The organism is Micromonospora sp. NPDC047557 (assembly GCF_043205095.1).
GTDB lineage: Bacteria > Actinomycetota > Actinomycetes > Mycobacteriales > Micromonosporaceae > Micromonospora.
Window position 1 is genome coordinate 274,068 of sequence record NZ_JBIDDK010000008.1, and the last position, 26,045, is coordinate 300,112.

23 protein-coding genes are annotated in these 26,045 nt (G+C 71.8%); 14 read left to right on the top strand and 9 right to left on the bottom strand.

Going from position 1 to position 26,045, the window contains the following annotated elements; translation table 11 throughout:
• Positions 1-68: 68 nt before the first annotated feature.
• Positions 69-2,018: a hypothetical protein gene (locus tag ACGGAQ_RS20730; protein ID WP_393051578.1), complete on the bottom strand. Its 1,950-nt coding sequence runs from the start codon at positions 2,016-2,018 to the stop codon at positions 69-71.
• Between the two features lie 214 nt (positions 2,019-2,232).
• The gene (gene arc, locus ACGGAQ_RS20735) at positions 2,233-4,017 is read right to left on the bottom strand and encodes a proteasome ATPase (RefSeq protein WP_393051580.1); all 1,785 of its coding nucleotides are present in this window, start codon (positions 4,015-4,017) and stop codon (positions 2,233-2,235) included.
• 178 nt (positions 4,018-4,195) lie between these two features.
• On the opposite strand from arc, the gene ACGGAQ_RS20740 reads away from it, so the two are divergent.
• Positions 4,196-4,489: a ferredoxin gene (locus tag ACGGAQ_RS20740; protein ID WP_039908212.1), complete on the top strand. Its 294-nt coding sequence runs from the start codon at positions 4,196-4,198 to the stop codon at positions 4,487-4,489.
• Between the two features lie 62 nt (positions 4,490-4,551).
• On the opposite strand, the gene ACGGAQ_RS20745 is transcribed toward ACGGAQ_RS20740, so the two are convergent.
• From ACGGAQ_RS20745 to ACGGAQ_RS20755, 3 genes are read right to left on the bottom strand one after another with little or no spacing between them, the layout of a single operon-like run.
• Positions 4,552-5,124 (bottom strand): hypothetical protein, encoded by a 573-nt coding sequence (locus ACGGAQ_RS20745; RefSeq protein WP_007459901.1) that lies wholly within the window; start codon positions 5,122-5,124, stop codon positions 4,552-4,554.
• A 28-nt stretch (positions 5,125-5,152) separates the two neighbouring features.
• The gene (locus ACGGAQ_RS20750) at positions 5,153-6,154 is read right to left on the bottom strand and encodes a tRNA (adenine-N1)-methyltransferase (protein ID WP_393051583.1); all 1,002 of its coding nucleotides are present in this window, start codon (positions 6,152-6,154) and stop codon (positions 5,153-5,155) included.
• Complete coding sequence (locus ACGGAQ_RS20755; RefSeq protein WP_393051623.1) at positions 6,151-7,209, bottom strand: site-2 protease family protein; 1,059 nt, start codon at positions 7,207-7,209, stop codon at positions 6,151-6,153. The genes ACGGAQ_RS20750 and ACGGAQ_RS20755 overlap by 4 nt, the downstream gene beginning before the upstream one ends.
• A 173-nt stretch (positions 7,210-7,382) precedes the next feature.
• Here ACGGAQ_RS20755 and ACGGAQ_RS20760 point away from each other — a divergent pair, with 173 nt between their 5' ends.
• The 4 genes from ACGGAQ_RS20760 to ACGGAQ_RS20775 all read left to right on the top strand — a co-directional run bounded on the left by ACGGAQ_RS20760 (position 7,383) and on the right by ACGGAQ_RS20775 (position 12,811).
• Positions 7,383-8,297 carry a RecB family exonuclease gene (locus ACGGAQ_RS20760; protein WP_393051584.1) on the top strand — a complete coding sequence of 305 codons (915 nt, stop codon included), beginning with the start codon at positions 7,383-7,385 and terminating at the stop codon, positions 8,295-8,297.
• 150 nt (positions 8,298-8,447) lie between these two features.
• Positions 8,448-9,134: a response regulator transcription factor gene (locus ACGGAQ_RS20765; protein ID WP_355139073.1), complete on the top strand. Its 687-nt coding sequence runs from the start codon at positions 8,448-8,450 to the stop codon at positions 9,132-9,134.
• Positions 9,135-9,488: 354 nt separating this feature from the next.
• Positions 9,489-10,256, top strand: a complete 768-nt coding sequence (locus ACGGAQ_RS20770) for an ABC transporter ATP-binding protein (RefSeq protein ID WP_393051587.1) — start codon at positions 9,489-9,491, stop codon at positions 10,254-10,256.
• Positions 10,256-12,811, top strand: coding sequence for an ABC transporter permease (locus tag ACGGAQ_RS20775; protein ID WP_393051589.1), 2,556 nt, complete (start codon positions 10,256-10,258; stop codon positions 12,809-12,811). The genes ACGGAQ_RS20770 and ACGGAQ_RS20775 overlap by 1 nt, the downstream gene beginning before the upstream one ends.
• A gap of 66 nt (positions 12,812-12,877) precedes the next feature.
• On the opposite strand, the gene ACGGAQ_RS20780 is transcribed toward ACGGAQ_RS20775, so the two are convergent.
• Both ACGGAQ_RS20780 and ACGGAQ_RS20785 read right to left on the bottom strand, forming a co-directional pair.
• Positions 12,878-13,528, bottom strand: a complete 651-nt coding sequence (locus ACGGAQ_RS20780; protein ID WP_393051625.1) for an HAD family hydrolase — start codon at positions 13,526-13,528, stop codon at positions 12,878-12,880.
• A 121-nt stretch (positions 13,529-13,649) separates the two neighbouring features.
• Positions 13,650-14,393 carry a neutral zinc metallopeptidase gene (locus ACGGAQ_RS20785; protein WP_393051591.1) on the bottom strand — a complete coding sequence of 248 codons (744 nt, stop codon included), beginning with the start codon at positions 14,391-14,393 and terminating at the stop codon, positions 13,650-13,652.
• Positions 14,394-14,628: 235 nt separating this feature from the next.
• Here ACGGAQ_RS20785 and ACGGAQ_RS20790 point away from each other — a divergent pair, with 235 nt between their 5' ends.
• From ACGGAQ_RS20790 to ACGGAQ_RS20800, 3 genes are all read left to right on the top strand, one after another.
• Positions 14,629-14,991: a hypothetical protein gene (locus tag ACGGAQ_RS20790; protein ID WP_393051593.1), complete on the top strand. Its 363-nt coding sequence runs from the start codon at positions 14,629-14,631 to the stop codon at positions 14,989-14,991.
• A 177-nt stretch (positions 14,992-15,168) separates the two neighbouring features.
• Positions 15,169-15,561, top strand: coding sequence for a YciI family protein (locus ACGGAQ_RS20795; RefSeq protein WP_393051627.1), 393 nt, complete (start codon positions 15,169-15,171; stop codon positions 15,559-15,561).
• 3 nt (positions 15,562-15,564) lie between these two features.
• Positions 15,565-16,815 (top strand): RNA polymerase sigma factor, encoded by a 1,251-nt coding sequence (locus tag ACGGAQ_RS20800; protein ID WP_393051595.1) that lies wholly within the window; start codon positions 15,565-15,567, stop codon positions 16,813-16,815.
• Between the two features lie 44 nt (positions 16,816-16,859).
• Here the strand turns inward: ACGGAQ_RS20800 and ACGGAQ_RS20805 are convergent, their stop codons facing one another.
• Positions 16,860-17,960, bottom strand: a complete 1,101-nt coding sequence (locus ACGGAQ_RS20805) for a calcium:proton antiporter (RefSeq protein WP_393051597.1) — start codon at positions 17,958-17,960, stop codon at positions 16,860-16,862.
• Between the two features lie 92 nt (positions 17,961-18,052).
• On the opposite strand from ACGGAQ_RS20805, the gene ACGGAQ_RS20810 reads away from it, so the two are divergent.
• Both ACGGAQ_RS20810 and ACGGAQ_RS20815 read left to right on the top strand, forming a co-directional pair.
• On the top strand, positions 18,053-18,415 hold the full coding sequence (locus ACGGAQ_RS20810) for an ArsR/SmtB family transcription factor (protein ID WP_393051598.1): 363 nt from the start codon (positions 18,053-18,055) through the stop codon (positions 18,413-18,415).
• Positions 18,412-18,915: an SRPBCC family protein gene (locus ACGGAQ_RS20815; protein ID WP_393051599.1), complete on the top strand. Its 504-nt coding sequence runs from the start codon at positions 18,412-18,414 to the stop codon at positions 18,913-18,915. The genes ACGGAQ_RS20810 and ACGGAQ_RS20815 overlap by 4 nt, the downstream gene beginning before the upstream one ends.
• Here ACGGAQ_RS20815 and mug read toward each other — a convergent pair.
• Positions 18,912-19,481: a G/U mismatch-specific DNA glycosylase gene (mug, locus tag ACGGAQ_RS20820; protein WP_393051601.1), complete on the bottom strand. Its 570-nt coding sequence runs from the start codon at positions 19,479-19,481 to the stop codon at positions 18,912-18,914. The genes ACGGAQ_RS20815 and mug overlap by 4 nt on opposite strands.
• Positions 19,482-19,586: 105 nt before the next feature.
• On the opposite strand from mug, the gene ACGGAQ_RS20825 reads away from it, so the two are divergent.
• From ACGGAQ_RS20825 to ACGGAQ_RS20840, 4 genes are all read left to right on the top strand, one after another.
• Positions 19,587-20,330, top strand: coding sequence for an SAM-dependent methyltransferase (locus ACGGAQ_RS20825; RefSeq protein WP_393051603.1), 744 nt, complete (start codon positions 19,587-19,589; stop codon positions 20,328-20,330).
• Between the two features lie 122 nt (positions 20,331-20,452).
• On the top strand, positions 20,453-21,166 hold the full coding sequence (locus ACGGAQ_RS20830; protein ID WP_393051604.1) for an alpha/beta fold hydrolase: 714 nt from the start codon (positions 20,453-20,455) through the stop codon (positions 21,164-21,166).
• Between the two features lie 570 nt (positions 21,167-21,736).
• On the top strand, positions 21,737-23,017 hold the full coding sequence (locus ACGGAQ_RS20835) for a ThuA domain-containing protein (protein ID WP_393051606.1): 1,281 nt from the start codon (positions 21,737-21,739) through the stop codon (positions 23,015-23,017).
• 86 nt (positions 23,018-23,103) lie between these two features.
• Positions 23,104-25,938: a PQQ-dependent sugar dehydrogenase gene (locus tag ACGGAQ_RS20840; protein WP_393051608.1), complete on the top strand. Its 2,835-nt coding sequence runs from the start codon at positions 23,104-23,106 to the stop codon at positions 25,936-25,938.
• Positions 25,939-26,045: the final 107 nt, after the last annotated feature.

Sequence of the window (26,045 nt, forward strand, 5' to 3'; positions counted from 1 at the left end):
CCGCTCACACCATCGAGACTAGTCTGCGTCGTGACCGACCGAGCGGCCCTGCCGGTCGGCGCGGCGCGTCACCGGGCCGTGGCGGGCTTGAGTGGCACCACAGTGAGTCCGTCGCGCAGCGCCGGGTCGGCGGCGAGCGCGCCGTCGATGGTCTGCTGGGCTTCGGGGCTGGCGACGATGAGGCGCAGTGGACGGGGGGTGCGGCGCAGGATCTCGACGGTCCGGGCTGGCTCCTCGAAGATCGAGAAGTAGATTCCGGGTTCGGTCTGGCCGCTGGTGCCCTGCATCGCGGAGAGGAAGATCGACTCCCGGTAGCCCTGGTTGGCTCGCTTGTCGATGATGAGGGTGACGGTGCCGGGGATCGCCGGGTAGTTGCGGTTGGCGGTGGTGGCGATCGACGCGGAGCGGGAGATTCCGCTGACGTCCCGGCGCGCCCAGTCCGTCGCCCAGGTGCGGTCCTTGCCGGTGCGGTGGAAGTAGCCGCCGGTCCAGCCGAGCAGACCGGTGCCGGCGAGCACGGCGAGTGTCACCAGGGTGGCCGTGGCGACGGCGGGGAGTGCCTGGGTGACGCGTTGGCGGCGCGACGCGGCGTCGACGCGCGGGGCGGGCACGGGCACCAGTCGGACGAGTGCGGACGCCCCGAGGATGAGCACGACGATGACCAGGTGCGCGGTCTTGCCGAAGTAGTAGGCGGGTTCGGTGCCGGTGACAAGGTTGGCCACGGCGATGCTCGCGGAGAAGAGCAGGGCCACGGCGAGGGTGACAAGGTACCGCCGCCAGGTGGATTCACCCAGGTTGGTACGGGTGAGAACGGCGGCGAGCACTATCGCCCCGAGCCCGAGCAGGGTGTTGTAGGTCTCGACCATGGGCGTGCCACCGGGCGCCGTGAGCGCCTCGCTCTGGCCGGCGATGAGCAGGCCGAGCAGGGCGATCAGTGGGGCCAGCAGGGCGGTTGGCACCGCGACGGCGGCGACGGTGCCGGCGCGGGCGCGCAGCCGACGCCGATCGGCGACGAGCCAGCAGAGCACCATACCGCCGACGGGGAACAGGAACAGGTAGTAGCTGAAGCCGATCCCGATGAGAAGCGCCCCGACCACGATGAGTTGTTCGCGTAGCCGGCGCAGGGGGCGGACGACGAGGGCGATGAGGATCGTCGACAGGCTGAGCCCGAAGGTCTCGCTGGGATAGCCGGCGACGAGCAGGCGGGGCAGTTCGGTTCCGAGGGCGAGGGCCGTGGTGGCGATGATGAGCACGACTCGAAGCAGCGGGCGCAGGGGGCCGGCGACGTGCTGAACGGCCCAGCACAACACGAGCAGCAACCCGGCGAAGGTGGCCAGGCACCAGAACAGGTAGTGGTCCATCAGCCGGGTCCCGGTGGGCGGGTCGCCGGCGCTGCGGAGGAAACCGTCGAGCAGCGCGGTGGTGAGGTGCCAGCCCTGGGGATAGTGCACGAGGCCGGAGAAGACGTACTCGCGCGCGGTGTCCGGGTCGATGAAGAGGTAACCGCCGAGGCGGTCGATCGCGTCGAAGAGGGCGGGGTGGCGACTGTTGTCCTCGCCGGCCATGGCCAGGTTGAGTCGCTCACTGAACCTGTCGGTCCGCAGGTAGGGAGAGGCGAGGTAGCCGGCGCCGAGGGCGGCGGCGGCGAACGAGGCGATGTCCGACCAGCCGGGGCGAGGTAGCCGGGGCATGCGCCGGGACAGTACGGCGCTCAGGGTCAGCACGGTCAGTGCCAAGCCGGTGACGGGTACGGGGTGCAGGCCCCAGGGCCAGACGGTGAAGAGCAGCCCGGCGGCGCAGGTGAGGCCGGCGAGCAGGGCGAGGGCGAGCGTCACCCGGTCGAGCAAGGTGCGTCCGGAGCGCAGGAGGCTGGCCGTGCCGAGCAGGATCAGTGGGGGCAGCAGCCACGCGGCGTGTACGGCGTTCGCGGCGAACGGGACGATCCAACAGCCGAGCAGGATCACGAGCAGCGGGAGTGTTCCGGGGTGCCGGGCCGTCGGCGGGGCGGGAGGCGTCACGGCCGGCCGCTGGCTGTCCGTGCCACCTGGCACTGCTGGCATTTCGACGGTGGCGTCGGCACGCACGTGTGTCCTCGTTCGGTCGGTCGGCAAAGTCGCCGCAGTCTAGCGGTAAGCGGCGTGCCTGTTGGGCCGCCCGTCGCAGGCCCGCGGCACGGTGCGGTGGACGTACGACGGCGGCACCAGAGCTAGCTGGTGCCGCCGCCGGGAGTTGTCAGAGGTACTGGCCGGTGTTGCTGGCGGTCTCGATGGACCGGCCGGCCTCGGCGCCCTTGCCGCCGGAGACGAGCGTGCGGATGTAGACGATCCGCTCGCCCTTCTTGCCGGAGATGCGGGCCCAGTCGTCGGGGTTGGTGGTGTTGGGCAGGTCCTCGTTCTCGCGGAACTCGTCGACGCAGGCGTCGAGCAGGTGCTGCAGGCGCAGGCCCTTGCGACCGGAGGTGAGGAACTCCTTGATGGCCATCTTCTTGCTCCGGTCGACGATGTTCTGGATCATCGCGCCGGAGTTGAAGTCCTTGAAGTAGAGGACTTCCTTGTCACCGTTGGCGTAGGTGACTTCGAGGAAGCGGTTCTCCTCGGTTTCGGAGTACATCCGCAGCACCACGGCGTCGATCATCGCGGCGACGGTGGCCTGGGGGTCGGCTCCGTGTTCGGCGAGGTCGTCCGGGTGCAGCGGGAGCCCGGAGAGGATGTACTTGGAGAAGATGTCCTTCGCCGCCTCGGCGTCCGGTCGCTCGATCTTGATTTTCACGTCGAGCCGACCGGGGCGCAGGATCGCCGGGTCGATCATGTCTTCCCGGTTGGAGGCGCCGATGACGATGACGTTCTCCAGGCCCTCCACGCCGTCGATCTCACTGAGCAGCTGCGGGACGATCGTGTTCTCCACGTCGGACGAGACGCCGGAGCCGCGGGTCCGGAAGATCGAGTCCATCTCGTCGAAGAACACGATCACCGGGGTGCCCTCGCCGGCCTTCTCCCGAGCCCGCTGGAAGATCAGCCGGATGTGCCGCTCGGTCTCGCCGACGTACTTGTTGAGCAGCTCCGGGCCCTTGATGTTGAGGAAGAAGCTGGTGTGCTTCTCCTTGCCCTGGCGCTCGGCGATCTTCTTGGCCAGCGAGTTGGCCACCGCCTTGGCGATCAGCGTCTTGCCGCAGCCGGGCGGGCCGTAGAGCAGGATGCCCTTGGGTGGGCGGAGCTGGTGCTCGCGGAAGAGGTCCGCGTGCAGGAACGGCAGCTCCACCGCGTCGCGGATCTGCTCGATCTGCGACTGGAGGCCACCGATGTCGCTGTAGTCGACGTCGGGCACCTCCTCCAGGACCAGCTCCTCGACCTCGCTCTTGGGGATCCGCTCGTACGCGTACGCCGAGCGGGGCTCGATCATGAGCGAGTCGCCGGCCCGGATCGCCGAGCCGATGAGCGTCTCGGCGAGGTGCACGATGCGCTCCTCGTCGGAGTGGGAGACCACCAGCGCCCGGTCGCCCGGCCCGCCGTTCGGTCCCTCCAGGATCTCCTTGAGCATCACGACCTCACCGACCCGCTCGTACCCGAACGCGTCGACGATGTTGAGCGCGTCGTTGAGCAGGACCTCCTGGCCGCGGCGCAGTTCGTCCACGTCCAGTGAGGGCGAGACGGCGACCCGCAGCTTTCGGCCGCCGGTGAAGACGTCCACCGTCCCGTCGTCGTGCTTGGCCAGGAAGACTCCGTAGCCACTCGGCGGCTGTGCGAGCCGGTCGATCTCCTCCTTGAGCGTGACGATCTGCGTGCGAGCCTCCTTGAGGGTGCTCACCAGCCGGTCGTTGTTCTCGGTCAGCCGCGCCAACTGTGCCTGGGTGGCCGCCAGCCGCTCTTCGAGCTGCCGGACGTGTCGGGGGCTTTCGGTCAACTTCCGCCGCACCAGGGCGAGTTCCTCCTGAAGGAACGCGACCTGCGTGGAGAGATCGTGGGCTTCCTTCTCCCACCGTGCGGCGCGCGAGTCCGCGTCGTCGCTGCGTGCTGCCACGTCCCACCTCCCCGGGGGGCTTGAACGTTCTGACCTAACACTAGCCGCTATGAGCCCGATTCGGTCCCACGCAACACCCTCGTCACCGAACCTTGATCGCCAAGGGTGGCCTGGCGGGCCGGTACGGGCGTTCAGGTACCGTCGGAGGCTGGTACGGGAGAACATGGGGGGTGCACCGGTGGCCGAGGTCGCGACCGACCAGTTGCAGGTCTGGGTGGACCAGGATCTCTGCACGGGTGACGGGCTCTGCGTGCAGTACGCGCCGGAGGTGTTCGAGTTCGACATCGACGGCCTGGCGTACGTCAAGGGCGTCGACGGTGAGCTGCGGATGGCGCCGGGCAGCCGGGTGGACGTGCCCGCGCACCTGCGCCTCGAAGTGATCGACTCCGCGAAGGAGTGCCCGGGCGACTGCATCCACGTGGTGCGCGGCGACGGCGTCGAGGTCGCCGGCCCGGACGCCGAGGACGACTGAGCCGGACGGGCGCCGGCGTCGCGCAATCCACGTGACGCCGGCTCGACCCGCCCCGGGGCGGCTCAGAGCATCGGGCGGCCGACCACCGACGCCACCAGCCGGGCGAACTCCTCCAGCCGGGCGATCTGCCCGGCGCCGCCGTCGTCGAGGGTCTTGCCGAAGCGCAGCGCGTCGTGCCGGGGCGTACCCGCCATCTCCTCGCTCGGCGGGGCCTCGTCCAACGAGGTGAGCAGCAGGTAGACGTCGATGCTGTCGACTCGGATCTCGCCGCTGTCGGAGCGGTTGAGCCGCCGCCGGCAACCCACCTCGGTGACCGTGGAGACCGGCACGACCCGCAGGGACGACGTCATCGACCCCGGCGGCCCCTCCCCCGGCGGCACGTCCTCGCCGTGCCACAGGATCAGCCGGCTGCCGTCGCAGACGACGACCTCCTGCCACACGCCGTTGACCTCGTTGACGAAGCGTTCCAGGGTGAAGCCGAGCACCGAGGCGCCGCGCAGCACCCCGCCGAGCGCCTCCAGGGCGACGTCCGGGTCGCGCAGATAGGCCCGCGCCGCCGACTCCAGGTCCTGGTAGGGCGACCAGTCCGGAAACACGGCGGGCAGGTCGCCGCCGCCGTAACCCGGTCGGCTCATGCCGCCGCCTCCCCCCGCTCGCCGATGGTCACGGCCTGTCCATCTCCCCCGTCGCGTCGGGCTGCCCGCCGGCGGCCCGGACGGCGGCCGCCTGCCGGGCCGCCTCGGCCTCGCGCAGGTCCTGCCGGCGCTGCGCGTACGCCTCGGTGCCCTTGCTGGGCTTGCGGCGGCGTGGCGGCGCGGTGACGCCCGGGGCGAGCTTGCGCGCGGCGACCAGGAACGCGGTGTGCGCGATCATCCGGTGGTCGGGGCGGACGGCGAGGCCCTCGGCGTGCCAGTCGCGCACCAGCGACTCCCAGGCACGGGGCTCGGTCCAGCCGCCGCGCTCGCGCAGCGCCTCGACGAGTTCGGAGAGCTGGGGCGTGGTGGCCACGTAGCCGATGAACACGCCGCCGGGCACCAGCGCCCGCTCGACCATGTCGAGGGTCTCCCAGGGGGTCAGCATGTCCAGGATGATCCGGTCGAAGCCGGTCTCCTGGCACTGTGCGACGTCGCCGACGTGCAGGTGCCAGGAGGGGTGCGGCCCGTTGAAGAACGCCTCGACGTTGCGCTTGGCGATCTGGGCGAAGTCCTCGCGCAGCTCGAACGAGTGCAACTCCCCCTCGGTGCCGACCGCGCGCAGCAGCGAGCAGCTGAGCGCGCCGGAGCCGGCGCCGGCCTCGAGGACCTTCGCGCCGGGGAAGATGTCGCCCATCGCGACGATCTGCGCCGAATCCTTCGGGTAGATCACCTGGGCGCCGCGCGGCATGGACAGCACGTAGTCCGAGAGCAGCGGGCGCAGCGCCAGGAAGGCGGTGCCGCCGCCGGAGGTGGTCACCACGCTGCCGTCGGGCAGCCCGATCAGCGCGTCGTGGGCCAGGATGCCGCGGTGGGTGTGGAACTCCTTGCCGGGCTCCAGCGTCACGGTGTGCATCCGCCCCTTGGGGTCGGTCAGCTGCACCCGGTCGCCGGGCCGGAACGGGCCACGGTGCACGGGTGTCAGCGCCGGGTTGGCGGGGTCGGCGGCGACGGTGGAGGGAGTTGCGGTCACGATGTCATCTTCCGGTTGGGTTCGAGGAGCTGTGCCAGGTCCCCGATGTGCAGAATGCCGACGACATCTTCGCCTGACGTCACCACGTACTGCGCGCCCGGGTGGGTCTGCACGGCCTCCATCACCCGTTCGCCGTCCAGCCCGACCGGGAGGGTGGGGAGCCCGGCCAGTGCGCGGGCGACGGCGTCCACCGCCAGCCAGGGGCGGCGCTCGGCGGGGACGGCCGCGGCGGCGGCCGGGTCGACAAGCGCCACGGGGTGGCCGGTGGAGTCGGTGACCAGCAGCGCGGCGGCGGGCTGCCCGCCCTCGGCGCGGCGGCGCTGGGCCTCGGACAGCGGCGTGCCGGTGGGCACCGGCCAGATCGGCCGCGCCAGTCGGGACAGGTCGATCAGCGGGAACCGCCGGCTGACCCGCGCGGCCCGGATCGACTGCCCGGCCCCGCGCCAGAGCGTGACGGCGACCAGCAGCATCAGCGGCAGCGCCACCGGCGCCAGAAAGTCGGTCAGGGTCAGGAGTCCGACCAGGGCGGCGGTGCCGACGGCGACGACGCGGCCCGCCCAGCCGGCGACCTCGGTGCCGCGGTGCCGGTCGCGGGTCAGGCCCCACACGGCGGCGCGCAGGGCACGCCCGCCGTCCAGCGGCAGCCCGGGGAGGATGTTGAACAGCGCGACGATGACGTTGCTCAGGGCGAGCTGGAAGGCGAGCTGGTGGGCCACGGTGCCCGGGGGCAGGGCCAGGGTGGCGGCGACCGCGAGGACGCCGAGGACCGCGGAGACCGCCGGGCCGGCCAGCGACACCAGCAGGTCGACCTTGGGCGTCGGGGCGTCCCGGTCCATCTCGGTGTACCCGCCGAGCAGTTCCAGGGTGATCCCGCGCACACCGATGCCGTAGCGGCGGGCCGTGAGCGCGTGACCCAACTCGTGCAGCAGCACCGAGCCGAGCAGTGACACCACGAACCCGAAGCCGATCAGATAGCCGCTGACCTGCGGCAGGTCCAGTTGCCGGCGGGCGAACTCGGCGTAGAGCACGGCGACCAGCACGGCGAGCAGGAGCATCGAGGCGTTGAGGTGCAATGGCACCCCGAGCACCCGGCCCACGCTCAGACCGGGTCGCCGGTCGGACCGACGCGGCGGCCGGGATGTCTGCTCCATCGCACCGATGCTACGGACCGGCCCGGCGTGGGGCGGGCGGCGGGCGGTGTCACACCGGTGCCCTAACCTTTGCGGACATGACGGCGGAACCGGTCACCACCCCCCAGTCCTCCTCCCCGGCGCAGACACTGCCGACGGTGCGGGCCTCGCTGTCCCCGTCGCGGGCAGCGGATTTCAAGACCTGCCCGCTGCTCTACCGGTTCCGCAGCATCGACCGGCTGCCGGAGCGGACGACCGTCGAGCAGGCCCGGGGCACGCTGGTGCACGCGGTGCTGGAGCGGCTGTTCGACCTGCCCGCGCAGGCCCGCACGCCGGCCGCGGCCGGCGACCTGGTGGCCCCCCAGTGGGACCGGCTGGTCACCGAGCAGCCGGAGCTGGCCGGGATCTTCGACGGCGCCGAGCCGGCCGGCCCGGTGGAGTTCCTGCGCTCCGCGGCGGGGCTGCTGGAGGGCTACTTCGCCGTGGAGGACCCGACCCGGCTGGAGCCGGCCGAACGGGAGAGCCTGATCTCGGCGGTCGTCGATGAGGAGCTGCTGATCCGGGGTTATCTCGACCGGCTCGACGTCGCCCCGGACGGCGCGCTGCGGGTGGTCGACTACAAGACCGGCGGCGCGCCCCGGGAGGCGTTCGAGGCGCGGGCGCTGTTCCAGCTGAAGTTCTACGCGCTGGTGCTGTGGCGCACCCGGGGGGTGGTGCCCCGGGTGCTGCGTCTGCTCTACCTGCGCGACGCCGAGGTGTTGGATTACACCCCCGACGCCGACGAGCTGGTCCGCTTCGAGCGCACGGTGGTGGCGTTGTGGCGGGCGATCGAGCAGGCCACCGCCCGACAGGATTTCCGACCCCGTCCGAGCAGGTTGTGCGACTGGTGCAGTCACCAGGCCCTCTGCCCCACCTTCGGCGGCACTCCACCGCCGTTCCCCGTCGCGGCGGCGAACGCCGATCCGCTGCGTGACGCACGCTCCGCTCCGGTGGTGCCCGGCGCCGACGAGTGAGGGCCGCGGCGGGCTTTCGGACCCGACCGCGACGGTGCCGCGTCGGTCGGGACACCGCGGCCGGCGGGCCTCTACCGTGGTCCACGACGCGCCGGCCGGGTACGCGACGATGACCGGTGTGGGCGCGACGGCGAGGGGACGGGAGACGTGATGGCCGATCGGGTTGCCTCGGCGCGGCCGGTACGGATCCTGCTCGCCGACGACCAGCCGCTGCTGCGCACGGGCTTCCGGATGGTGCTGGGCGCCGAGGGTGACCTGGACGTGGTGGCGGAGGCCGGCGACGGCGTGGAGGCGGTGGAGCTGTCCCGGCGACTGCTGCCCGACGTCGTGCTGATGGACATCCGGATGCCCCGGATGGACGGGGTGGCGGCGACCCGGGCGATCGTCGACTCCCGCCTGCCGGTGCGGGTGCTGGTGCTGACCACGTTCGACCTCGACGAGTACGTGGTGGGGGCGCTGCGCGCGGGCGCCAGCGGGTTCCTGGCCAAGGACGTACCCGCCGAGGAGCTGATCGCGGCGATCCGCACGGTGGCCGGCGGGGACGCGGTGGTCGCGCCGCGGATTTTGCGGCGGCTGCTGGAGCGCTTCGCCGACCTGCTGCCGGACCCGGCGGCAACACCGTCGGCGACGCTCAGCGCGCTCACCGACCGGGAACGCGAGGTGCTGGTGCAGGTGGCCCGGGGGTTGTCCAACGCCGAGATCGCGGCGGTGCTGTCGGTCAGCGAGACCACCGTCAAGACCCACGTGGGGCACGTGCTGACCAAGCTGCGGCTGCGCGACCGCGTGCAGGCGGTCGTGCTGGCGTACGAGTCGGGTCTGGTCCGCCCGCGGGCGTAGCGGACGCGCGGCGGCTACCCCACCCGGCGTACTCGAAGATCCCTCCGTGGGGGGACGGCGCTGTTGCCGTGCTCACCTACCGTGACCGTAGACGGCTCGGCGCGGTTGACCCTCCTGTGGCCAACGGGGGACGTGTCGTGTCCGGCGGTGTTTCGCCGGTCGGGAAACCTGTCGATCGGCGGCCGGGTCAGGGGCAACCCTGATGCGGCATGGGGGTGCACCCGCAGCGGGAAATCCGCGCCGGGTCCCCCCAGGGGCGGACGGGACGGGCGCGAGCAGCGCCGAAGATTGAACGGTCACGCCGGACCATCGGGGGGCGGCGTGAGATTCGGACAGACGGAAGAGGTAGATGACGTGACCGCGACGGTAGGCCAGCAGGCGCAGGCCGCGGCCCGGGCGAACGACGTGTGGAAGGTGTACGGCAGCGGCGAGGCTCAGGTCATCGCGCTGCGGGGGGTCAGCGCGGAGTTCGAACGTGGCCGCTTCACCGCGATCATGGGCCCGTCGGGTTCCGGCAAGTCGACGCTGATGCACTGCCTGGCTGGTCTGGACTCGGTGACCCGGGGGACGGTGTCGATCGGTGCGACGACGGTCACCGGTCTGGGCGACTCGGGGCTGACGAAGCTGCGCCGGGACAAGGTGGGCTTCATCTTCCAGCAGTTCAACCTGCTGCCGACGCTCACCGCGAAGGAGAACATCCTGCTGCCGTTGTCGATCGCCGGTCGCAAGCCGGACCCGGCCTGGTACGACACGGTGATCAAGACGGTGGGCCTGCAGGACCGGTTGGAGCACCGGCCGGCGCAGCTCTCCGGCGGTCAGCAGCAGCGGGTGGCGTGCGCGCGGGCGCTGGTCTCCCGCCCCGACGTGATCTTCGCTGATGAGCCGACCGGCAACCTGGACTCGCGCTCCGGCGCGGAGGTGCTCGGTTTCCTGCGCAACTCGGTGCGTGAGCACGGCCAGACCATCGTCATGGTCACCCACGACCCGACCGCCGCCGCGTACGCCGATCGGGTGGTCTTCCTCGCCGACGGGCAGATCGTCTCGGAGTTGATCGAGCCGACCGCCGACACGGTGCTGGACACCATGAAGAAGCTGGACACTCCGGCCGAGGTGGGCAACTGATGTTCCGGGCGACACTCAAGAGTCTGCTGGCCCGCAAGGTCCGGCTGATCCTGTCCGGGCTGGCGGTGGTGCTCGGGGTCATGTTCGTCTCCGGCGCGTTCGTGCTGACCGACACGCTGGGCCGATCCTTCGACTCGGTCTTCGCCGACGGGTTCTCCGAGATCGACGTGAACGTCGCGGCGAAGCCGAAGGTGCAGGTCGACGAGATGGAGGGCGAGCAGACCGCCTCTCCGCTGCCGGCCGCCGTGGTGGACCGGGTCAAGCAGGTGCCGGGGGTGGCCTCGGCGACCGGCATCGTCAACGCCGACGGCGCCCGGGTGATCGGCAGCAACGGCAAGGTGATCACCTCGTTCGGTCCGCCGCAGTTGGGCGAGAACTGGACCGGCGAGAGCGACCTGATGCAGCTGCGGGAGGGGCGCGCGCCACAGGCCGAGGACGAGATCGTGGTCAACAAGGCGTTGGCCACGACGGCGAAGGTGCAGGTGGGCCAGAAGGTCGGTGTGCTCACCGCGTTCGAGTCCAAGAAGCGGGAGTTCACGCTGGTCGGCATCCTCGGTTACAGCGGTGACCGGGACTCGATCGGCGGCGTCAACGAGGTCTTCTTCACCACGCCGGTGGCGCAGCGGCTGATGCTGGGCCAGCCGGACACGTTCAGCAGCATCACACTGCGCGCCGCCGACGGCGTCTCGGACGAGAGGCTGCGCGACGACGTGGCCCGCACCCTGGGCGCGGACTTCGAGGTCAAGACCGGCAAGCAGGTGGCCGCGGACGCCTCGGCCAGCCTGAAGGAGGGCCTGTCCTTCTTCAACAAGATCCTGCTCGGCTTCGCCGCGGTGGCGCTGCTGGTCGCCACGTTCCTCATCCTCAACACCTTCTCGATCATCGTGGCGCAGCGCACCCGGGAGCTGGCGCTGATGCGCGCCATCGGGGCGAGCGGCCGTCAGATCATCGGCTCGGTGGTGCTGGAGGCCATCGCGGTCGGGTTGATCGCGTCGGTGCTCGGCCTGGCGGCCGGCATCGGTGTGGGGGCGCTGCTGGCGTACCTGTTCGGCAAGTTGGCCGGTGGGCTGACCCTGGCCGGGATCGGTGTGCCGGCGGCCGCGGTGATCGGTTCCTTCGGCGTCGGTCTGGTGATCACCGTGGTGGCGGCGCTGCTGCCGGCGCTGCGGGCATCCCGGATCCCGCCGATCGCGGCCATGCAGGACGTGGCCACGCCGGACCGGCCGTTGACCAAGGTCACGGTGGCCGGGTCGGTGGTCACCGGCATCGGCGCGCTGCTGCTCTTCGTGGGGCTCAGCGGCAACGCGGGTGGTCAGACCCTCGCCACCATCCTGGGTGGGGTGCTGTTCGCCTTCATCGGTGTGGCGCTGCTGACGCCACTGATCAGCCGGCCGGTGGTGAACCTGCTCGGTGCGATCTTCTCCTGGTCCGTGCCGGGCAAGCTGGGCCGGCTGAACTCCGGGCGCAACCCGCGTCGCACCGCCATCACCGCCGCCGCGCTGATGGTCGGCATCGCACTGGTCACCGGCATCACGGTGATCCTCGACTCGGCCAAGAGCAGCATCAGCGCGCTCGCCCAGGACACCATCAAGGCCGAGCTGGTGATCTCCGGCCAGCAGGGTGGGCCGCGTCCGCCGAGCTTCGACCCGGGTGTGCTGGACCGGGCCAAGGCCCTGCCCGGCGTGCAGATGGTCGACGGCGAGTACGGCGACATGGCCAGGATCAACGGCGAGGGCACCTGGGTGGCGGCGAGCAGCGACGTCGCATCGCTGCGGCAGATCTTCGGAGCGAAGGCCACCGCCGGTGACATCGACAGGCTCTCGCCGACGCAGATGCTCGTCAGCTCCGACACCGCCAAGTCCCGTGGCTGGTCGGTCGGCTCGACCGTGAGCGTGCAGCTGACCCGGGGCGAGGCCCGCACGTACACGATCAGCGGCATCTACGAGTCGTCGCAGTTGACCAACCCGGTGACGTTGCCGGCGACGGCGGCGAAGGACTTCGCGATCCCGCAGCCCATCCAGGGCTTCATCCAACTGGCGCCGGGCGCCCGGGTCGCCGACGTGCAACCGCAGGTGGAGACGCTGCTCGCGGACAGCCCCGAGGTGTCGGTGGCCGACCGGGACGCGTTCATCAAGCAGCAGACGAGTTCGCTCGACGGGCTGCTCACGATGATCAAGATCCTGTTGGCGCTGGCCATCATCATCGCCGGGCTCGGCATCATCAACACCCTGGCGCTGTCGGTGCTGGAGCGGACCCGGGAGCTGGGTCTGCTGCGGGCCATCGGCCTGCGCCGCGGGCAGACCATGGGCATGATCACGGTCGAGGCGGTGGTGATCTCCGTGTTCGGCGCGCTGCTGGGCGTGGCGGTCGGCATCGGCCTCGGCGCCGCGGTGGTCGAGGCGCTCAAGGACGAGGGCATCACCGACCTGAACCTGCCCTGGGGGCAGATGGTCGTCTTCCTCGGTCTCGCCGCGATCATCGGGGTGGTGGCGGCGGTGCTCCCCGCCGTGCGGGCGGCCCGGATCAACGTCCTGGGCGCGATCGCCCACGACTGACGCCAGGCTGAGAAAAGGGGGGCCCCGCACGGCGGGGTCCCCCTTCTTCGTCAGGCCACGTTTTCGTCAGGCCGCGGCCCGGTCGGCCAGCAGGGCCGCGAGCACCTTCAGGTCCACGCCCGTCAGGCTCTCCACCTGGTGTACGCCGGCCTTGTCGGGCAACGGCACCTCGGCGGGTACGGCCAGCACGGCCGCGCCGGAGGCGAGCGCGCTGGCCACCCCGGTCGGTGAGTCCTCGATCGCCACACAGCGCTCGATCGGCACGCCGAGCAGCCGCGCGGCGGTCAGGTAGGGCTCCGGGTGGGGCTTGGCCGCGACCACCTCGTCGCCGGCGACCACCACGTCGAAGTTGTCCCGACCCAGGGTGTCCAGGGCGATCTCGACGAGGGCCCGCGGGCTGGAGGTGACCAGCGCGGTGGGGATTCCCGCCGAGCGGACCGCGTGCAACAGCTCGAACGCCCCCGGCCGCCAGGGCAGACCGCTCCGGAACAGCTCCAGGATCCGGGCGTTGATCCACGCCGCGCTGATCTCCGGGTCCCGTTCGGGCTGCCCCAGGTCGTCGTGCAGGATGCGCATCGACTCGGCCATGGCGGTGCCGATGATCGACCGGCGGGCGTCGGCGGAGAGGTCACCGCCGTACTCGCGCGCCAGTTCCTGCAGCGCGACGTCCCACAGCTTCTCGCTGTCGACAAGCGTGCCGTCCATGTCGAAGAGCACGGCGGCGGGGTGTTGGCTGCTCAGCGGATCCTCCAGGGTCGTGGGCGACACCGGCGATCCTGCCAGCACGACCCGTGGCCGGTGGCGGCAACGGGCGCCGGGGTGATCCGGGCAACCCCGCTCAGCCCAGGTCGCACTCCTTCAGCGAGCGCTCGTAGCCGCGGAAGAACATGTCGGTGCGCTGCTCGGCGGTGCCGTGCGCGCCCTCGGCGAACCACGGCTGGTCGGGGTCGTCGCCGACGGCCGCCACCCCCTCCCGGAACTCGTCCAGGTCGCCCTCGGCGAGGGTCAGGTCGCCGGAGCGCACCGAGTCGCCGAGGTACGCCCCCGCCATGCAGTCGGCCTGCAACTCCTGCTGGATGGTGAAGCTGTAGTTGATGCCGAGACGCACCTGGATGCCGTGGGCGTACTCGTGGCCGAGCAGGTAGAACACGAACGCGTCACCGACCTCGCGGAACGCCGCCACCGACCAGGCGACGTCGTACGCGATGAAGTCGCCCTGCGAGCAGTAGACCGCGTTGTTGCGGGGCAGCGGCTGCCCGCCGCAGGAGACCTCGCCGGCCCGCTGGTACGGGGTGACCCGCCGGACGGGTTGGAAGCGCTTCCCGGACGCCTTGAACTGGCCCGTCCAGTAGCGCTCGGCGACCGCCTGCGCGTCGGCGACGTCCTGCTTGAACTCGGCCACGCTGGTGGTGCTGTCGGCGCGGGTGGTGTTCGGCCCCGGCGAGGCGGCCGGCGGGTTCGCTCCCGGGCGTTCGCCCTCCGGCTCGGCCAGCCCACCGCCGGCGCAGGCGAGCGACACCAGCGCGGCGACCAACAGGCCCGCCAGGGGCCCTCGGGCGTCGCGTCCTGACCATGCCCCCACTGTGCCTCCCCAGACATCGGCGCTCGCGCTGCGCAGTACCCCGACGGTACGACCGCCACGCTCACCGGATTCACGCACGACCGGACCGGACGGTTCACGCTCAGGCCGGCCGGGCGGCTTCACCCTCGGACCGGCTGGGCGGCTTCACCCCCGGCCGGCCGGGCGGTTCACGCGGCCGGCCCCGGGCCGCCACAATGGCCCGGGGCGGCGGTGGCCGTCCGGTGAGGAGGGCGACGTGCACGTGCTGGGCAGCCGCCGACGAAGCCAGCCGGCCCCGGCGCATGTCGTGTGGCGGTCGCTGCGTGACCCGTACGAGGCTGGCAGTCGTCCCTGGCTGGAGTTGCGCGACGACGAGGTGCCGCCCCGGGTGGTGGCGGGCTACGCACCGGTGCTGCTGGTGTGGTCGTCGCTGTGGCCGCACCGGCCGCTGGACCTGATCCGCTTCGACGTGACGCACGGACTGCCCGGCGGGGACTGCACGCTGCGCTGGACCCTGACCACCGAGGCGGACCTACCGAGCGAGAGCACCCTCGGCTACCTGCGACACCGCCTCAACTACCTGATCAACAACCGCCTCCGCCTCTCCTACGGCCAGTAACCCCCCACTGGAGTTGATCATGAAGTTATTGCCCCGACACGCCGGCCACGAGGGCAATAACTTCATGATCAACGGATCTGGTGGGGGTGGGAGTGTCCGGGGACCGGGGTTGAGGTTCGACGTTTCCGGTGAGCGGTGCCGGGGCGGCACCGGAGACAGGAGGCCACGGTGAAGTACATGATTCTGCTCTACGGGTCGCAGCAGGACTACGACGTGCTGTCGGGGCGGGCTTCCGACCGGCCGGCCATGTCCGCCGAGCAGGTCGCGGCCATGCACCAGCACATGGAGACGTTCCACCAGGCGCTCGCCGATTCCGGGGAACTGGTCGACGCGCGGGGCCTCAGCGAGCCGGTGCACACCCGTCGCGTGCAGGTCCGGAACGGGGCGTCCGTGGTCACCGACGGCCCGTACCCGGAGACGCAGGAGGTGCTCGCGGGTTACACGATCGTGGAGTGCGCCAGCTTCGACCGGGCCACCGAGATCGCCGCCGGCCTGGTCGACCCGGACACCCCCGGCGCGTACGTGGACGTGCGGCCGGTGCTGGACGGCGTCGAGGACCTGGCCGGCTGACCGGTGCCGGCAACGCCCACCGAGGATCTGCTGCGCGAGCTGGCGCCGCAGGTCCTCGGCGCGCTGGTCCGCCGCTACGGGCACTTCGACACGGCTGAGGACGCGGTGCAGGAGGCGCTGATCGCGGCGGCGGACGGTTGGCCGCGCGACGGCGTACCGGAGAATCCCCGCGCGTGGCTGATCACCGTCGCGTCCCGGCGGCTCACCGACCTGCTCCGGCGCGACCAGGCGCGGACGCGGCGGGAGGAGACGGTGGCGCGCTGGGTGCTGCCGGAGCAGTGGTTGGCGCCGGCCGCCGACCGGCCCCCGGCGGACGCCGACGACACGCTCATCCTGCTGTTCCTGTGCTGCCACCCGGCGCTCACGCCGGCGTCGCAGATCGCGCTGACGCTGCGCGCGGTGGGCGGGTTGAGCACCGCCGAGGTGGCCCGCGCGTTCCTGGTGCCGGAGGCGACGATGGCCCGGCGGATCAGCCGGGGTAAGCAGCGCATCCGCGACAGTGGCCTGAGATTCGCGCCACCGACCGGGGCGGAGCGCGCCGACCGGGTCGCCGCGGTGCTGCACGTGCTCTACCTGGTCTTCACCGAGGGGTACGCGCGTACCGCCGGCCCGGGGCTGCTGCGCGCCGACCTGACCGCCGAGGCGATCCGACTGACGCGGCTGGTGCACCGGCTGCTGCCCGACGACCCCGAGGTCGCGGGGCTGCTCGCATTGATGCTGCTCACCGACGCCCGCGCGCCGGCGCGGATCGGCGCCCACGGCGAGTTGGTGCCGATGGCCGAGCAGGACCGCGGCCGGTGGCGGGCCGACCAGATCGCCGAGGGGATCGCCCTGATCACCGGGGCGCTGCCGCGCGGGGTCGTCGGGCCGTACCAGCTCCAGGCGGCCATCGCGGCCGTGCACGACGAGGCGCCCACCGCGGCGGCCACCGACTGGGCGCAGATCACCGCCCTGTACGAGGTGCTGCTCGGCCTGTCCGACAATCCGGTCGTGGCGCTCAACCACGCCGTGGCGGTGGCCATGAGCCGGGGCGCGCCGGCCGGCCTGGCGCTGCTGGCAGACCTGGCCGACGACGTCCGGTTGGCCGACGATCCGCGGCTGCCGGCCGCCCGCGCCCACCTGTGGGAGCTGACCGGTGAGCGGGTCGCGGCGCGCAAGGCGTACCGGATGGCGGCGGCACGCTCGACGAACCTGGCGCAGCAGCGCTACCTGAACGCCCGCGCGGACCGTTTGGCGGACGACCCGCCGGGCTGAGCCGGCGGCCGGCGAGCGCCGAGGGGCGCGCGACGCCGAGACGGTCAGGGGCTGGCGGCCAGGAAGACGAACGCGGCCAGCAGCACCAGGTGCACGCCGCCCTGCAACACGTTGGCCCGCCCCGGCACCACGGTCAGCACGGCGGTCACCGCGGTGAGCGCGAGCAGCGCGAGCTGGGTGCCGCCGAGGCCGAGCAGCAGCGGGCCGTCCAGCCAGATCGAGGCGATGGCGATGGCCGGGATGGTCAGGCCGATACTGGCCATCGCCGAGCCGAGGGCGAGGTTCAGGCTGATCTGCACGCGGTCCCGGCGGGCGGCGCGGGCGGCGGCCAGGGTCTCCGGCAGCAGCACCAGCAGGGCGATGATCACGCCGACGAACGCGTGCGGCAGGTTCGCCGCCGCCACGCCGGCCTCGATGGTCGGTGAGACGGTCTTGGCGTCGCCGACCACCGCGACCAGCGCCACCAGCAGCAGCCCCAGGCTGATCAGCGCGGCGCCGGTGGTCGGCGGCTTGGCGTGCTCCTCCGCGTCGATCACCCGACCCTCGGTGTCGACGGGCAGGAAGTAGTCGCGGTGCCGGCCGGTCTGCACCAGCACGAACAGCCCGTACAGCGCGAGTGACGCGACGGCGGCGAAGACGAGCTGGGCCGGGCTGAACTCCGGGCCGGGGCGGGCCGTGGTGAAGGTCGGGATGACCAGGCTCAGCGTGGCCAGGGTGATCACGGTGGCCAGGGCCCCGCCGGTGCCCTCGGGATTGAACACGGCCACGCGTCGGCGCAGCGCCCCGAGCAGCAGGGACAGGCCGAGGATCCCATTGCAGGTGATCATGACGGCGGCGAAGACGGTGTCGCGGGCGAGCGACTGGGTCTTTTCCGGCCCGCTGATCATCAGCGTGACGATCAGGGCCACCTCGATGACCGTGACCGCGACGGCGAGCACCAGCGAGCCGTACGGCTCCCCCACCCGGTGGGCGACCACCTCGGCGTGGTGCACGGCGGCGAGCACCGCACCGCCCAGCAACGCGGCGACCAGCACGACGACGAGGGCGGGAAGGTCCCGCCCCCACGTCACGAGCAACACCAGCACGGCGAGCACGGGTACGGCGACGGTCCAGTCGAGCAGGCGGGATCGAAGCTGGGCTGGCATGCCGTCAAGAGTGCCAGGTCAGGTGATCATGTGCCCACGATCGACGCAGCCCGCCTCGCGCAAACCCGTAACCCATCAGTTACGCTTTCGGCGTGGACGAGGTGGCCACCGCGATCGCGGACCCGGTGCGGCGGCGCATCCTGACCATGCTGCGCGACGCGCCACTGGCCGCCGGTGAGATCGCCAAGCGGTTCGCCATCAGCCGACCCGCGGTCAGTCGCCACCTGCGGGTGCTGCGCGAGAGCGGGCTGGTCCGCGACGAGCTGGTCGGGCGCCGCAGGATCTACCGCCTCGACCCCGGCCCGCTCGCCGCGCTGATCGACTGGCTCGCCGAGTTCACCGCACCGGACCGGTGGGAGCAGCGCCTCGACGCCCTGGAGACCGAGGTCCATCGCACCCGCCGGGAACGCCGCGCCCGCGGCCCGGCGGCACATCGAACGGAGCACATCGCATGACCCGTACACCCGCTGGCCGCCTGTTCCGCACCGCCACCGGCCACGACCTCGTCATGACCCGCACGTTCCGCGCCCCGGCGGCGGACGTGTGGGCGAGCCTGACCGAGTCGGAGCGCACGGCCCGCTGGTTCGGCCCGTGGGAGGGCGACGCCGGGCCCGGCCGGACCATCCGGGTCCAGATGGCGTACGAGGAGCAGCAGCCCTGGTGCGACGTACGCATCGAGGTGTGCGAGCCGCAGCGGCGCCTGAGCGTGTCGATGATCGACGGCTCGGGCGACTGGCTGCTGGAGTTCGCGTTGACCGAGACCGACGGCACCACCGAGCTGCGCTTCGCCCAGCGCCTCACCAGCCTGGACGGCATCGCCGAGGTGGGCGCCGGCTGGGAGTACTACCTGGACCTGCTCGTCGCCTCCCGGGACGGCTCCCGCCAACCGGAGTTCGACGAGTACCACCCCTCCATGACCCCCTACTACCGGGCGCTGGCCGCCGACGGCGTCTAGGAACCCGCCTCCCGCCGCAGCGCCGCGAACTCCGCCGTCAGCACCGGCAGCGGGAAGTGCGCGTTCAGGCCGCTGGGGTTGGGCAGCACCCAGACCCGGGCCGGGCCCAGCCGCTCCGGCTGCGGGCCCAGCCCGGCCTTCGGCCGGACGAACGCGATCCGGTACGCGGTCACCCCGAGAATCGCCACCCACCTCGGCCGGTGCCGCTCGGCCTTCAGCGCCAACCCGGTCACCCCGGCCACCAGCTCGGCCGGGGTCAGCTCGTCGGCGCGGGCGGTGGCCCGGTTGCTCAGGCTGGTGATGCCCAGCCCCTGCCGCAGCAGCTCGGCGCGCTCCCACGGGCGCAGCTCCCGGTCGGTGAAGCCGGCGCCGTGCAGGGCCGGCCAGAAGCGACTGCCCCGGCGGGCGAAGTGCTCCCCCACCGCCGCCGAGTACAGGCCCGGGTTGAAGCCGCAGAACAGCACCCGCAGGCCCGGGCCGATCACGTCCACCAGGCCGCGACCGGCCGCGGCCGCGACCTCGTGGCGGGTCGGCGGCCGCCAGGGCTGCGCCGCGCCCGCGTCCATTGCACCGATCCTGCCGTACGCCCCGACACCCGTCCCGACCTGCGCGCAACCTGAACGCACCCCACCCGGTGCGCGCCGGTGATCACGACTTGACACCCTGAACGGATGCACAGCACCGACCACCTCGCCGCCAGCCGGTACGCGCGGATGCGCTGGAACACGCCGCTCTCGGAGGAGCACGCGGCCCTGCTGCTGCGACGACTCGACGTACGCCCCGGCGCGCGCGTGCTCGACCTTGGCTGCGGCTGGGGCGAGCTGCTGCTGCGCGCCGTCGCCGCGGGCGGCGTGGCGGGCCCCGTCGCGACGAGGGGCGTCGGTGTCGACACCGACGAGGCCGCCCTCGCCCGCGGGCGCAGGCTCGCCGCCGAAAAGTCGCTGAACCGGCACGTCGCCTTCGTGATGGGCGAGGCCGCGGCCTGGCACGAGCCGGCCGACCGGGTCCTGTGCATCGGCTCGGCACACGCCTTCGGCGGCACCGGCGCGGCCCTCGACGCCCTCGCCAGCGTGGTCCGACCGGGCGGGCGGCTGCTGCTCGGGGAGGGGTACTGGCAGTCCGACCCCACCGCGGAGGCCACGCGCATCTTCGGTGCCGACGTCACCGATCTCGCGGGCCTCGTCGAGGCCGCCCGCGCGCGCGGTTGGCGGCTGCTGCACCTGAGCACCGCCGACCAGCGGGAGTGGGACGACTTCGAGTCCACCTGGCTCGCGGGGCGGCAGGAGTGGCTGCTGACGTACCCCGAGGATCCCCGCGCGGACCAGATCCGCGCGGAGCTCGACGACCGGCTGCGCCAGTACGTCGGCGGCTACCGCGGCGTCCTCGGCCTCGCGTACCTCGTCCTCGGTCGCTGACGCCTCCGGCGGAAGCCCGCCCGTTTGGCCCACCGAACGCCTCCCGGTGAGGGAGAGTGCTGGCGAGAACTGTCGTCGGCGGCCGGGCGGTGCCTCGGCGTCGTCGCATGCGGACGGTGCGGATGAGCGGCGCGAACCCGACCGGGCCCGTCAGCAACGTGGTCCTGGTGCACGGCGCCTACGCCGACGGCTCCTCCTGGTCGGACGTCATTCCGCTCCTGCAGCGGGCCGGGTTGACGGTCACGGCGGTGCAGAACCCGCTGACCTCCCTGGCCGACGACGTGGCGGCCACGAACCGCGCCCTCGACCGGCAGGACGGGCCGACGGTGCTGGCGGGGCATTCCTGGGCGGGCACGGTCATCAGCGAGGCCGGCAACCATCCCAAGGTCACCGCCCTGGTGTACGTCGCCGCCCGCGCGCCGGACGCCGGGGAGGACTTCACGGCGCTCGCGGCGCGGTTCCCCACCCCGCCGGCGAACGCCGGGCTCGTGCACAACGACGGCTTCGCGCAGCTCAGCGAGAGAGCCTTCCTCGACGACTTCGCCGGTGGCGTCGACGAGGCCCGCGCGCGTTCCCTCTTCGCGGTTCAGGGGCCGATCGCAGGGGACCTCTTCGCGGGCCGGACGACCGTCGCGGCCTGGCGGGACCGGCCCTGCTACTACTCCGTCTCCACGGCAGACCGGACCACCGCGCCCGAGCTGGAGCGGTTCCTGGCCGAGCGGATGAACGCGACGACGATCGAGGTCGACTCCTCGCACCTCGCCATGGTCACGCACCCCGAGGCGATCGCCGACCTCATCCTCATGGCGACCAGGGGCACCCGCGGCCCGGAGTAGTCGAACCGGCCGAGGCTGATCACCGCGACGCCGGCGCGCACCGTCAGGTCAGGACGCACGCGGTGCCGCAGTACGGGCAGTGCGCGCGCTTGGCGTTCGAGGCGACCTCGACCTCGCAGCGTGGGCACCGGCCGTTCTCCCACAGGCCCTGATCCAGGCCGAGCTCACCGCCGTAGTGGTCGCGATCGGGCCAGGCGACCAGCTCGACGTCGAGGCGGGGCCGACATGCGCTCGCGATCTTCGTCGGTGGACATACCGCCGACCCTACGGCCCGCCCCGACGCCGGCGCTGACCGTGCCACGGTGCGTCCCAGGCCGGAGCGGGTGGGCTTGACGGGGCGCAGACATCGGAGGTTTACTGCGTCAGCGATGTGAGTCGATGCACTGTGACCGTCCACAGAGGTTGGTCGCAGTCATCGGCTGGCCAGTCGCACGTCACCACCGCTCCACATCACCGCAGCACCCACCTCAGCCGAGCATCGGCGGCCCGGCTTCCGCACCACCGCCACCCTGGCCCCGGGCGTGCCCTCGCGCACCCCTCGGGGTCGACGCTCAGCTAAGGAGCAAGACCATGCGTTCCCGTCCCCGCCTGTTGGCATTCGTCACCGGCCTGGCCGTGTTGATGGCCGGCCTGATAGCCCTTCCCACGACGGCCTCGGCCGCACCGCTGACCAAGGTCCTGGTGTTCAGCAAGACCGCCGGCTTCCGCCACTCGGCCATCCCCAACGGCATCGCCGCCATCCAGCAGCTCGGCGCGGCGAACGGCTTCACCGTGACCGCGACTGAGGACGCCAACCAGTTCACCACCTCCAACCTGGCCCAGTACCAGGCGGTGGTCTTCATGTCGACGACCGGCGACGTCCTCAACGCCAGCCAGCAGACGGCCTTCGAGTCGTACATCGGGGCCGGTGGTGGATACGTCGGCGTGCACGCCGCCGCCGACACCGAGTACAGCTGGCCGTGGTACGGCCAGCTGGTCGGCGCGTGGTTCGACTCGCACCCGGCGATCCAGACCGCGACCGTGAAGATCGAGGACCGGAGCAACCCGTCGACCGCGCACCTCGGCGCCACCTGGGTCCGCTCCGACGAGTGGTACAACTACCGCACCAACCCCCGGTCCACCGCGCGGGTGCTCGCCAGCCTCGACGAGTCGTCCTACAGCGGCGGCAACATGAACGGCGACCACCCGATCACCTGGTGCAAGGCGTTCGGCGGCGGTCGGGCCTGGTACACGGGCCTCGGGCACACCGAGGCGTCGTACAGCGACCCGAACTTCACCAAGATGCTGCTCGGTGGCCTGCAGGTCGCCGCGGGTTCGGTCAGCGCCAACTGCTCGCCGGGGACGACGCCGACCACCCCGCCGCCGACCACCGCCCCGCCCACCACGGCCCCGCCCACCACGGCCCCGCCCACCACGGCCCCGCCGACGACGGCCCCGCCGACCACCCCGCCTCCCGCCGCCACCGGTTCCACCCTGCGGGCCCGCGCCAACAACCAGTACGTCAGCGCGCCCAACGCCACCACGCCGCTGATCGCGAACAAGAGCACTGCCGGGACGAGCGAGCGGTTCGAACTGGTCAACCTCGCCAACGGCAACGTCGCGCTGCGCGCCAAGAGCAACGGTCAGTTCGTCGCGGCGGAGAACGCCGGGGCCGCCGCGCTGATCGCCAACCGGGCCACCGCCGGCGCGTGGGAGACCTTCCAGCTGATCCGCAACTCCGACGGCACGGTGAGCCTGCGGGCCACCGTGAACAGCCGGTATGTGGCCGCCGACAACGGGGGTTCCTCCCCGCTGATCGCGAACCGGACCTCCATCGGTCAGTGGGAGAAGTTCGACCTCGTCACCAACTGACGCGCCGCGGCTCGCTTCTTCACCACCCTCACCTGGCCGTGGTGCGCCCCCGCACGCCCGGCCCTGGTCGTCGAGGAAGGACGATCATGCTTTCGAACCCCCGGCGCTGGTCCCGGGCACTCGTCGGGGCGGTCACCACCGTCGCGAGTGTGACCCTGGCCGTGGTCGCGCCCTCCACCGCCGCGCAGGCGGTGGTGATCCCCGCCAGCGACTATCAGCAGGTCAAACTCGCCACCGGCTCGGCCGAGCTGGGCGAGGCCATGTCCCTGGCCGTCCTGCCCAACCGCTCGGTGCTGCACACCGCCCGCAACGGCGTCCTTCGGGTCACCGACGTGGCCGGCAACACCAAGGTCTCCGGCACCCTGTCCGTCTACACGCACGACGAGGAGGGGTTGCAGGGCGTCGCCGTCGACCCCAACTTCGCCACCAACAGATGGATCTACCTGTACTACTCGCCCACGTTGAGCACCCCGTCCGGGGACGCCCCCACCACCGGCACGCAGTCGGACTGGGACCGGTGGAAGGGGCACCTGCGGCTGTCCCGATTCACCCTCAACGGCGACGACACGCTCAACCTGAGCAGCGAGAAGATCGTGCTCCAGGTCGCCAACGACCGTGGGCAGTGCTGCCACGTCGGCGGTGACCTGGACTTCGACGCCGCCGGCAACCTGTACCTGACCACCGGCGACGACACCAACCCGTTCGAGTCGTCCGGCTACGCGCCGCTGGACGAGCGGACCGACCGCAACCCGCAGTTCGACGCCCAGCGCTCGGCGGGCAACACCAACGACCTGCGGGGCAAGGTGCTGCGGATCAAGCCGCAGGCGGACGGGACGTACACGATCCCGTCGGGCAACCTGTTCGCGCCCGGCACGGCCAACACCCGTCCCGAGATCTACGCGATGGGTATGCGCAACCCGTTCCGGATGAGCGTCGACAAGGCGACGGGCGTCGTCTACGTCGGCGACTACGGCCCGGACGCCGGGAGCACCAACTCCAGCCGGGGTCCGCAGGGTCAGGTGGAGTTCAACCGCATCACGGCACCGGGCAACTTCGGCTGGCCGTACTGCACCGGCAGCAACACGAGCACGGAAACATACAATGAATACACCTTCCCGTCCGGGCCGTCGCAGTCGAAGTACAACTGCACGGGCGGGCCGACCAACAACTCGTTCCGCAACACCGGGCTCGGCACGCTGCCCGCGGCGAAGCCGGCCTGGATCAAGTACGCCGGCGACTCCGGGTCACCGTCGGAGTTCGGCAGCGGCTCCGAGTCGCCCATGGCCGGGCCCGTCTACCGCTACGACGCCTCGCTGAACTCCAGCATCAAGTTCCCGCAGTCGCTCAACGGCCAGTTCTTCGCCGGCGAGTACGGCCGCCGCTGGATCAAGCCGATCGCCATCAACGCCGACGGCTCCCGCGGCGAGATCTCCTCGTTCCCGTGGAGCGGCACGCAGGTCATGGACATGGCCTTCGGCCCGGACGGCGCGCTGTACGTGCTGGACTACGGCACCGGCTCGAACAACCAGGCGCTGTTCCGGATCGAGTACATCGGCGGCGGCAACCGCAGCCCCATCGCGGTCGCCTCGGCGAACCCCACGTCGGGGGCCAACCCGTTGACGGTGAACTTCTCGTCGGCTGGCAGCTCCGACCCCGAGGGCGGGGCGCTGAGCTACCTGTGGACGTTCGGTGACGGCACCACGTCGACGGCGGCCAACCCCACCAAGACGTACACCACCAACGGCACCTACTCCCCCACCCTGAAGGTCACCGACCCGGCCGGCCTGTCCGGTACGGCGAGCCTGGTCATCACCGTGGGGAACACCGCGCCGACGGTGACGCTGACCTCGCCCGTCGACGGGCAGCTGTTCAGCTTCGGTGACACCGTGCCGTACCAGATCAGCGTGAGCGACCCACAGGACGGCACGATCGACTGTTCCAAGGTGAGCCTGACGTACGCGCTGGGCCACGACAGCCACGCCCACCAGATCACCTCGAAGAACGGGTGCAGCGGCTCGATCACCGTCCCGACCGACGGGGAGCACGACGCGGCGGCCAACATCTACGGGGTCTTCGACGCCGCCTACACCGACAACGGCGGTCTGACCACGCACAGCATCAAGACCCTGCAACCGAAGCACCGCCAGGGTGAGCACTTCGGCGCTCAGTCGGGCGTTCAGGCGACCGACCACACCAGCGCCGAGGGTGGCCGCACGGCCGGGTTCATCGAGAACAACGACTGGATCTCGTACACGCCGTACAACCTGGCCAACGCCGACCGCATCACCGTGCGGGCGTCGTCGGCCGGCGCCGGTGGCACCATCGAGGTCCGGACCGGGTCGGCCACCGGCACTCTGCTGGGCACGGTCACGGTTCCGGTGACCGGCAACTGGGAGACGTTCGTCGATGCGTCAGCCACTATCAGCAACCCGCCCAGCGCGTCGACCACGCTGTACCTGGTCTTCAAGGGCGGGTCGGGCTACCTGTTCGATGTCGACGCGTTCACCTTCACCACCGGCACCGGTGGCAGCACGCCGGTGAGCACGCTGCGGGCGCAGGTCAACAACCAGTACGTGTCGGCGGTCGGCAGCACCGCGTTGATCGCCAACAAGGCCAGCGTCGGCACGACTGAGCAGTTCGACCGGGTGGACGCCGGCAACGGCAACATCGCGCTGCGGTCACGCGCCAACGGGCTCTACGTTTCGGCCACGAACGCCGGCGCCGCAGCGTTGGTCGCCAACGCCACGTCGGTCGGGTCGTGGGAGACCTTCCAGCTCATCACCAACTCGGATGGGACGGTCAGTCTGCGCGCCACGGTCAACAACCAGATCGTGTGCGCGGAGAACGCCGGGGCCGGGTCGCTGATCGCCAACCGTACGTCCGTCGGGGCCTGGGAGAAGTTCGTCCTCACCACCGGCTGACACGTGGTGGGGGGGGGGGGGGGGGGGGGGGGGGGGGGGGGCCCCCCCCCCCCCCCCCCCCCCCCCCCCCCCCCCCCCGGGGGAAGAAAACCGCCACCCCCCGGGCG

Bases quoted from the DNA above. Each gene is read 5' to 3' on its own strand.
- ACGGAQ_RS20745 (WP_007459901.1), bottom strand. From the start codon at position 5,124: ATGAGCCGACCGGGTTACGGCGGCGGCGACCTGCCCGCCGTGTTTCCG.
- ACGGAQ_RS20755 (WP_393051623.1), bottom strand. From the start codon at position 7,209: ATGCTCCTGCTCGCCGTGCTGGTCGCCGTGCTCTACGCCGAGTTCGCC.
- ACGGAQ_RS20760 (WP_393051584.1), top strand. From the start codon at position 7,383: ATGACGGCGGAACCGGTCACCACCCCCCAGTCCTCCTCCCCGGCGCAG.
- ACGGAQ_RS20765 (WP_355139073.1), top strand. From the start codon at position 8,448: ATGGCCGATCGGGTTGCCTCGGCGCGGCCGGTACGGATCCTGCTCGCC.
- ACGGAQ_RS20775 (WP_393051589.1), top strand. From the start codon at position 10,256: ATGTTCCGGGCGACACTCAAGAGTCTGCTGGCCCGCAAGGTCCGGCTG.
- ACGGAQ_RS20795 (WP_393051627.1), top strand. From the start codon at position 15,169: ATGATTCTGCTCTACGGGTCGCAGCAGGACTACGACGTGCTGTCGGGG.
- ACGGAQ_RS20805 (WP_393051597.1), bottom strand. From the start codon at position 17,960: ATGCCAGCCCAGCTTCGATCCCGCCTGCTCGACTGGACCGTCGCCGTA.
- ACGGAQ_RS20815 (WP_393051599.1), top strand. From the start codon at position 18,412: ATGACCCGTACACCCGCTGGCCGCCTGTTCCGCACCGCCACCGGCCAC.
- mug (WP_393051601.1), bottom strand. From the start codon at position 19,481: ATGGACGCGGGCGCGGCGCAGCCCTGGCGGCCGCCGACCCGCCACGAG.
- ACGGAQ_RS20825 (WP_393051603.1), top strand. From the start codon at position 19,587: ATGCACAGCACCGACCACCTCGCCGCCAGCCGGTACGCGCGGATGCGC.
- ACGGAQ_RS20830 (WP_393051604.1), top strand. From the start codon at position 20,453: ATGAGCGGCGCGAACCCGACCGGGCCCGTCAGCAACGTGGTCCTGGTG.
- ACGGAQ_RS20835 (WP_393051606.1), top strand. From the start codon at position 21,737: ATGCGTTCCCGTCCCCGCCTGTTGGCATTCGTCACCGGCCTGGCCGTG.
- ACGGAQ_RS20840 (WP_393051608.1), top strand. From the start codon at position 23,104: ATGCTTTCGAACCCCCGGCGCTGGTCCCGGGCACTCGTCGGGGCGGTC.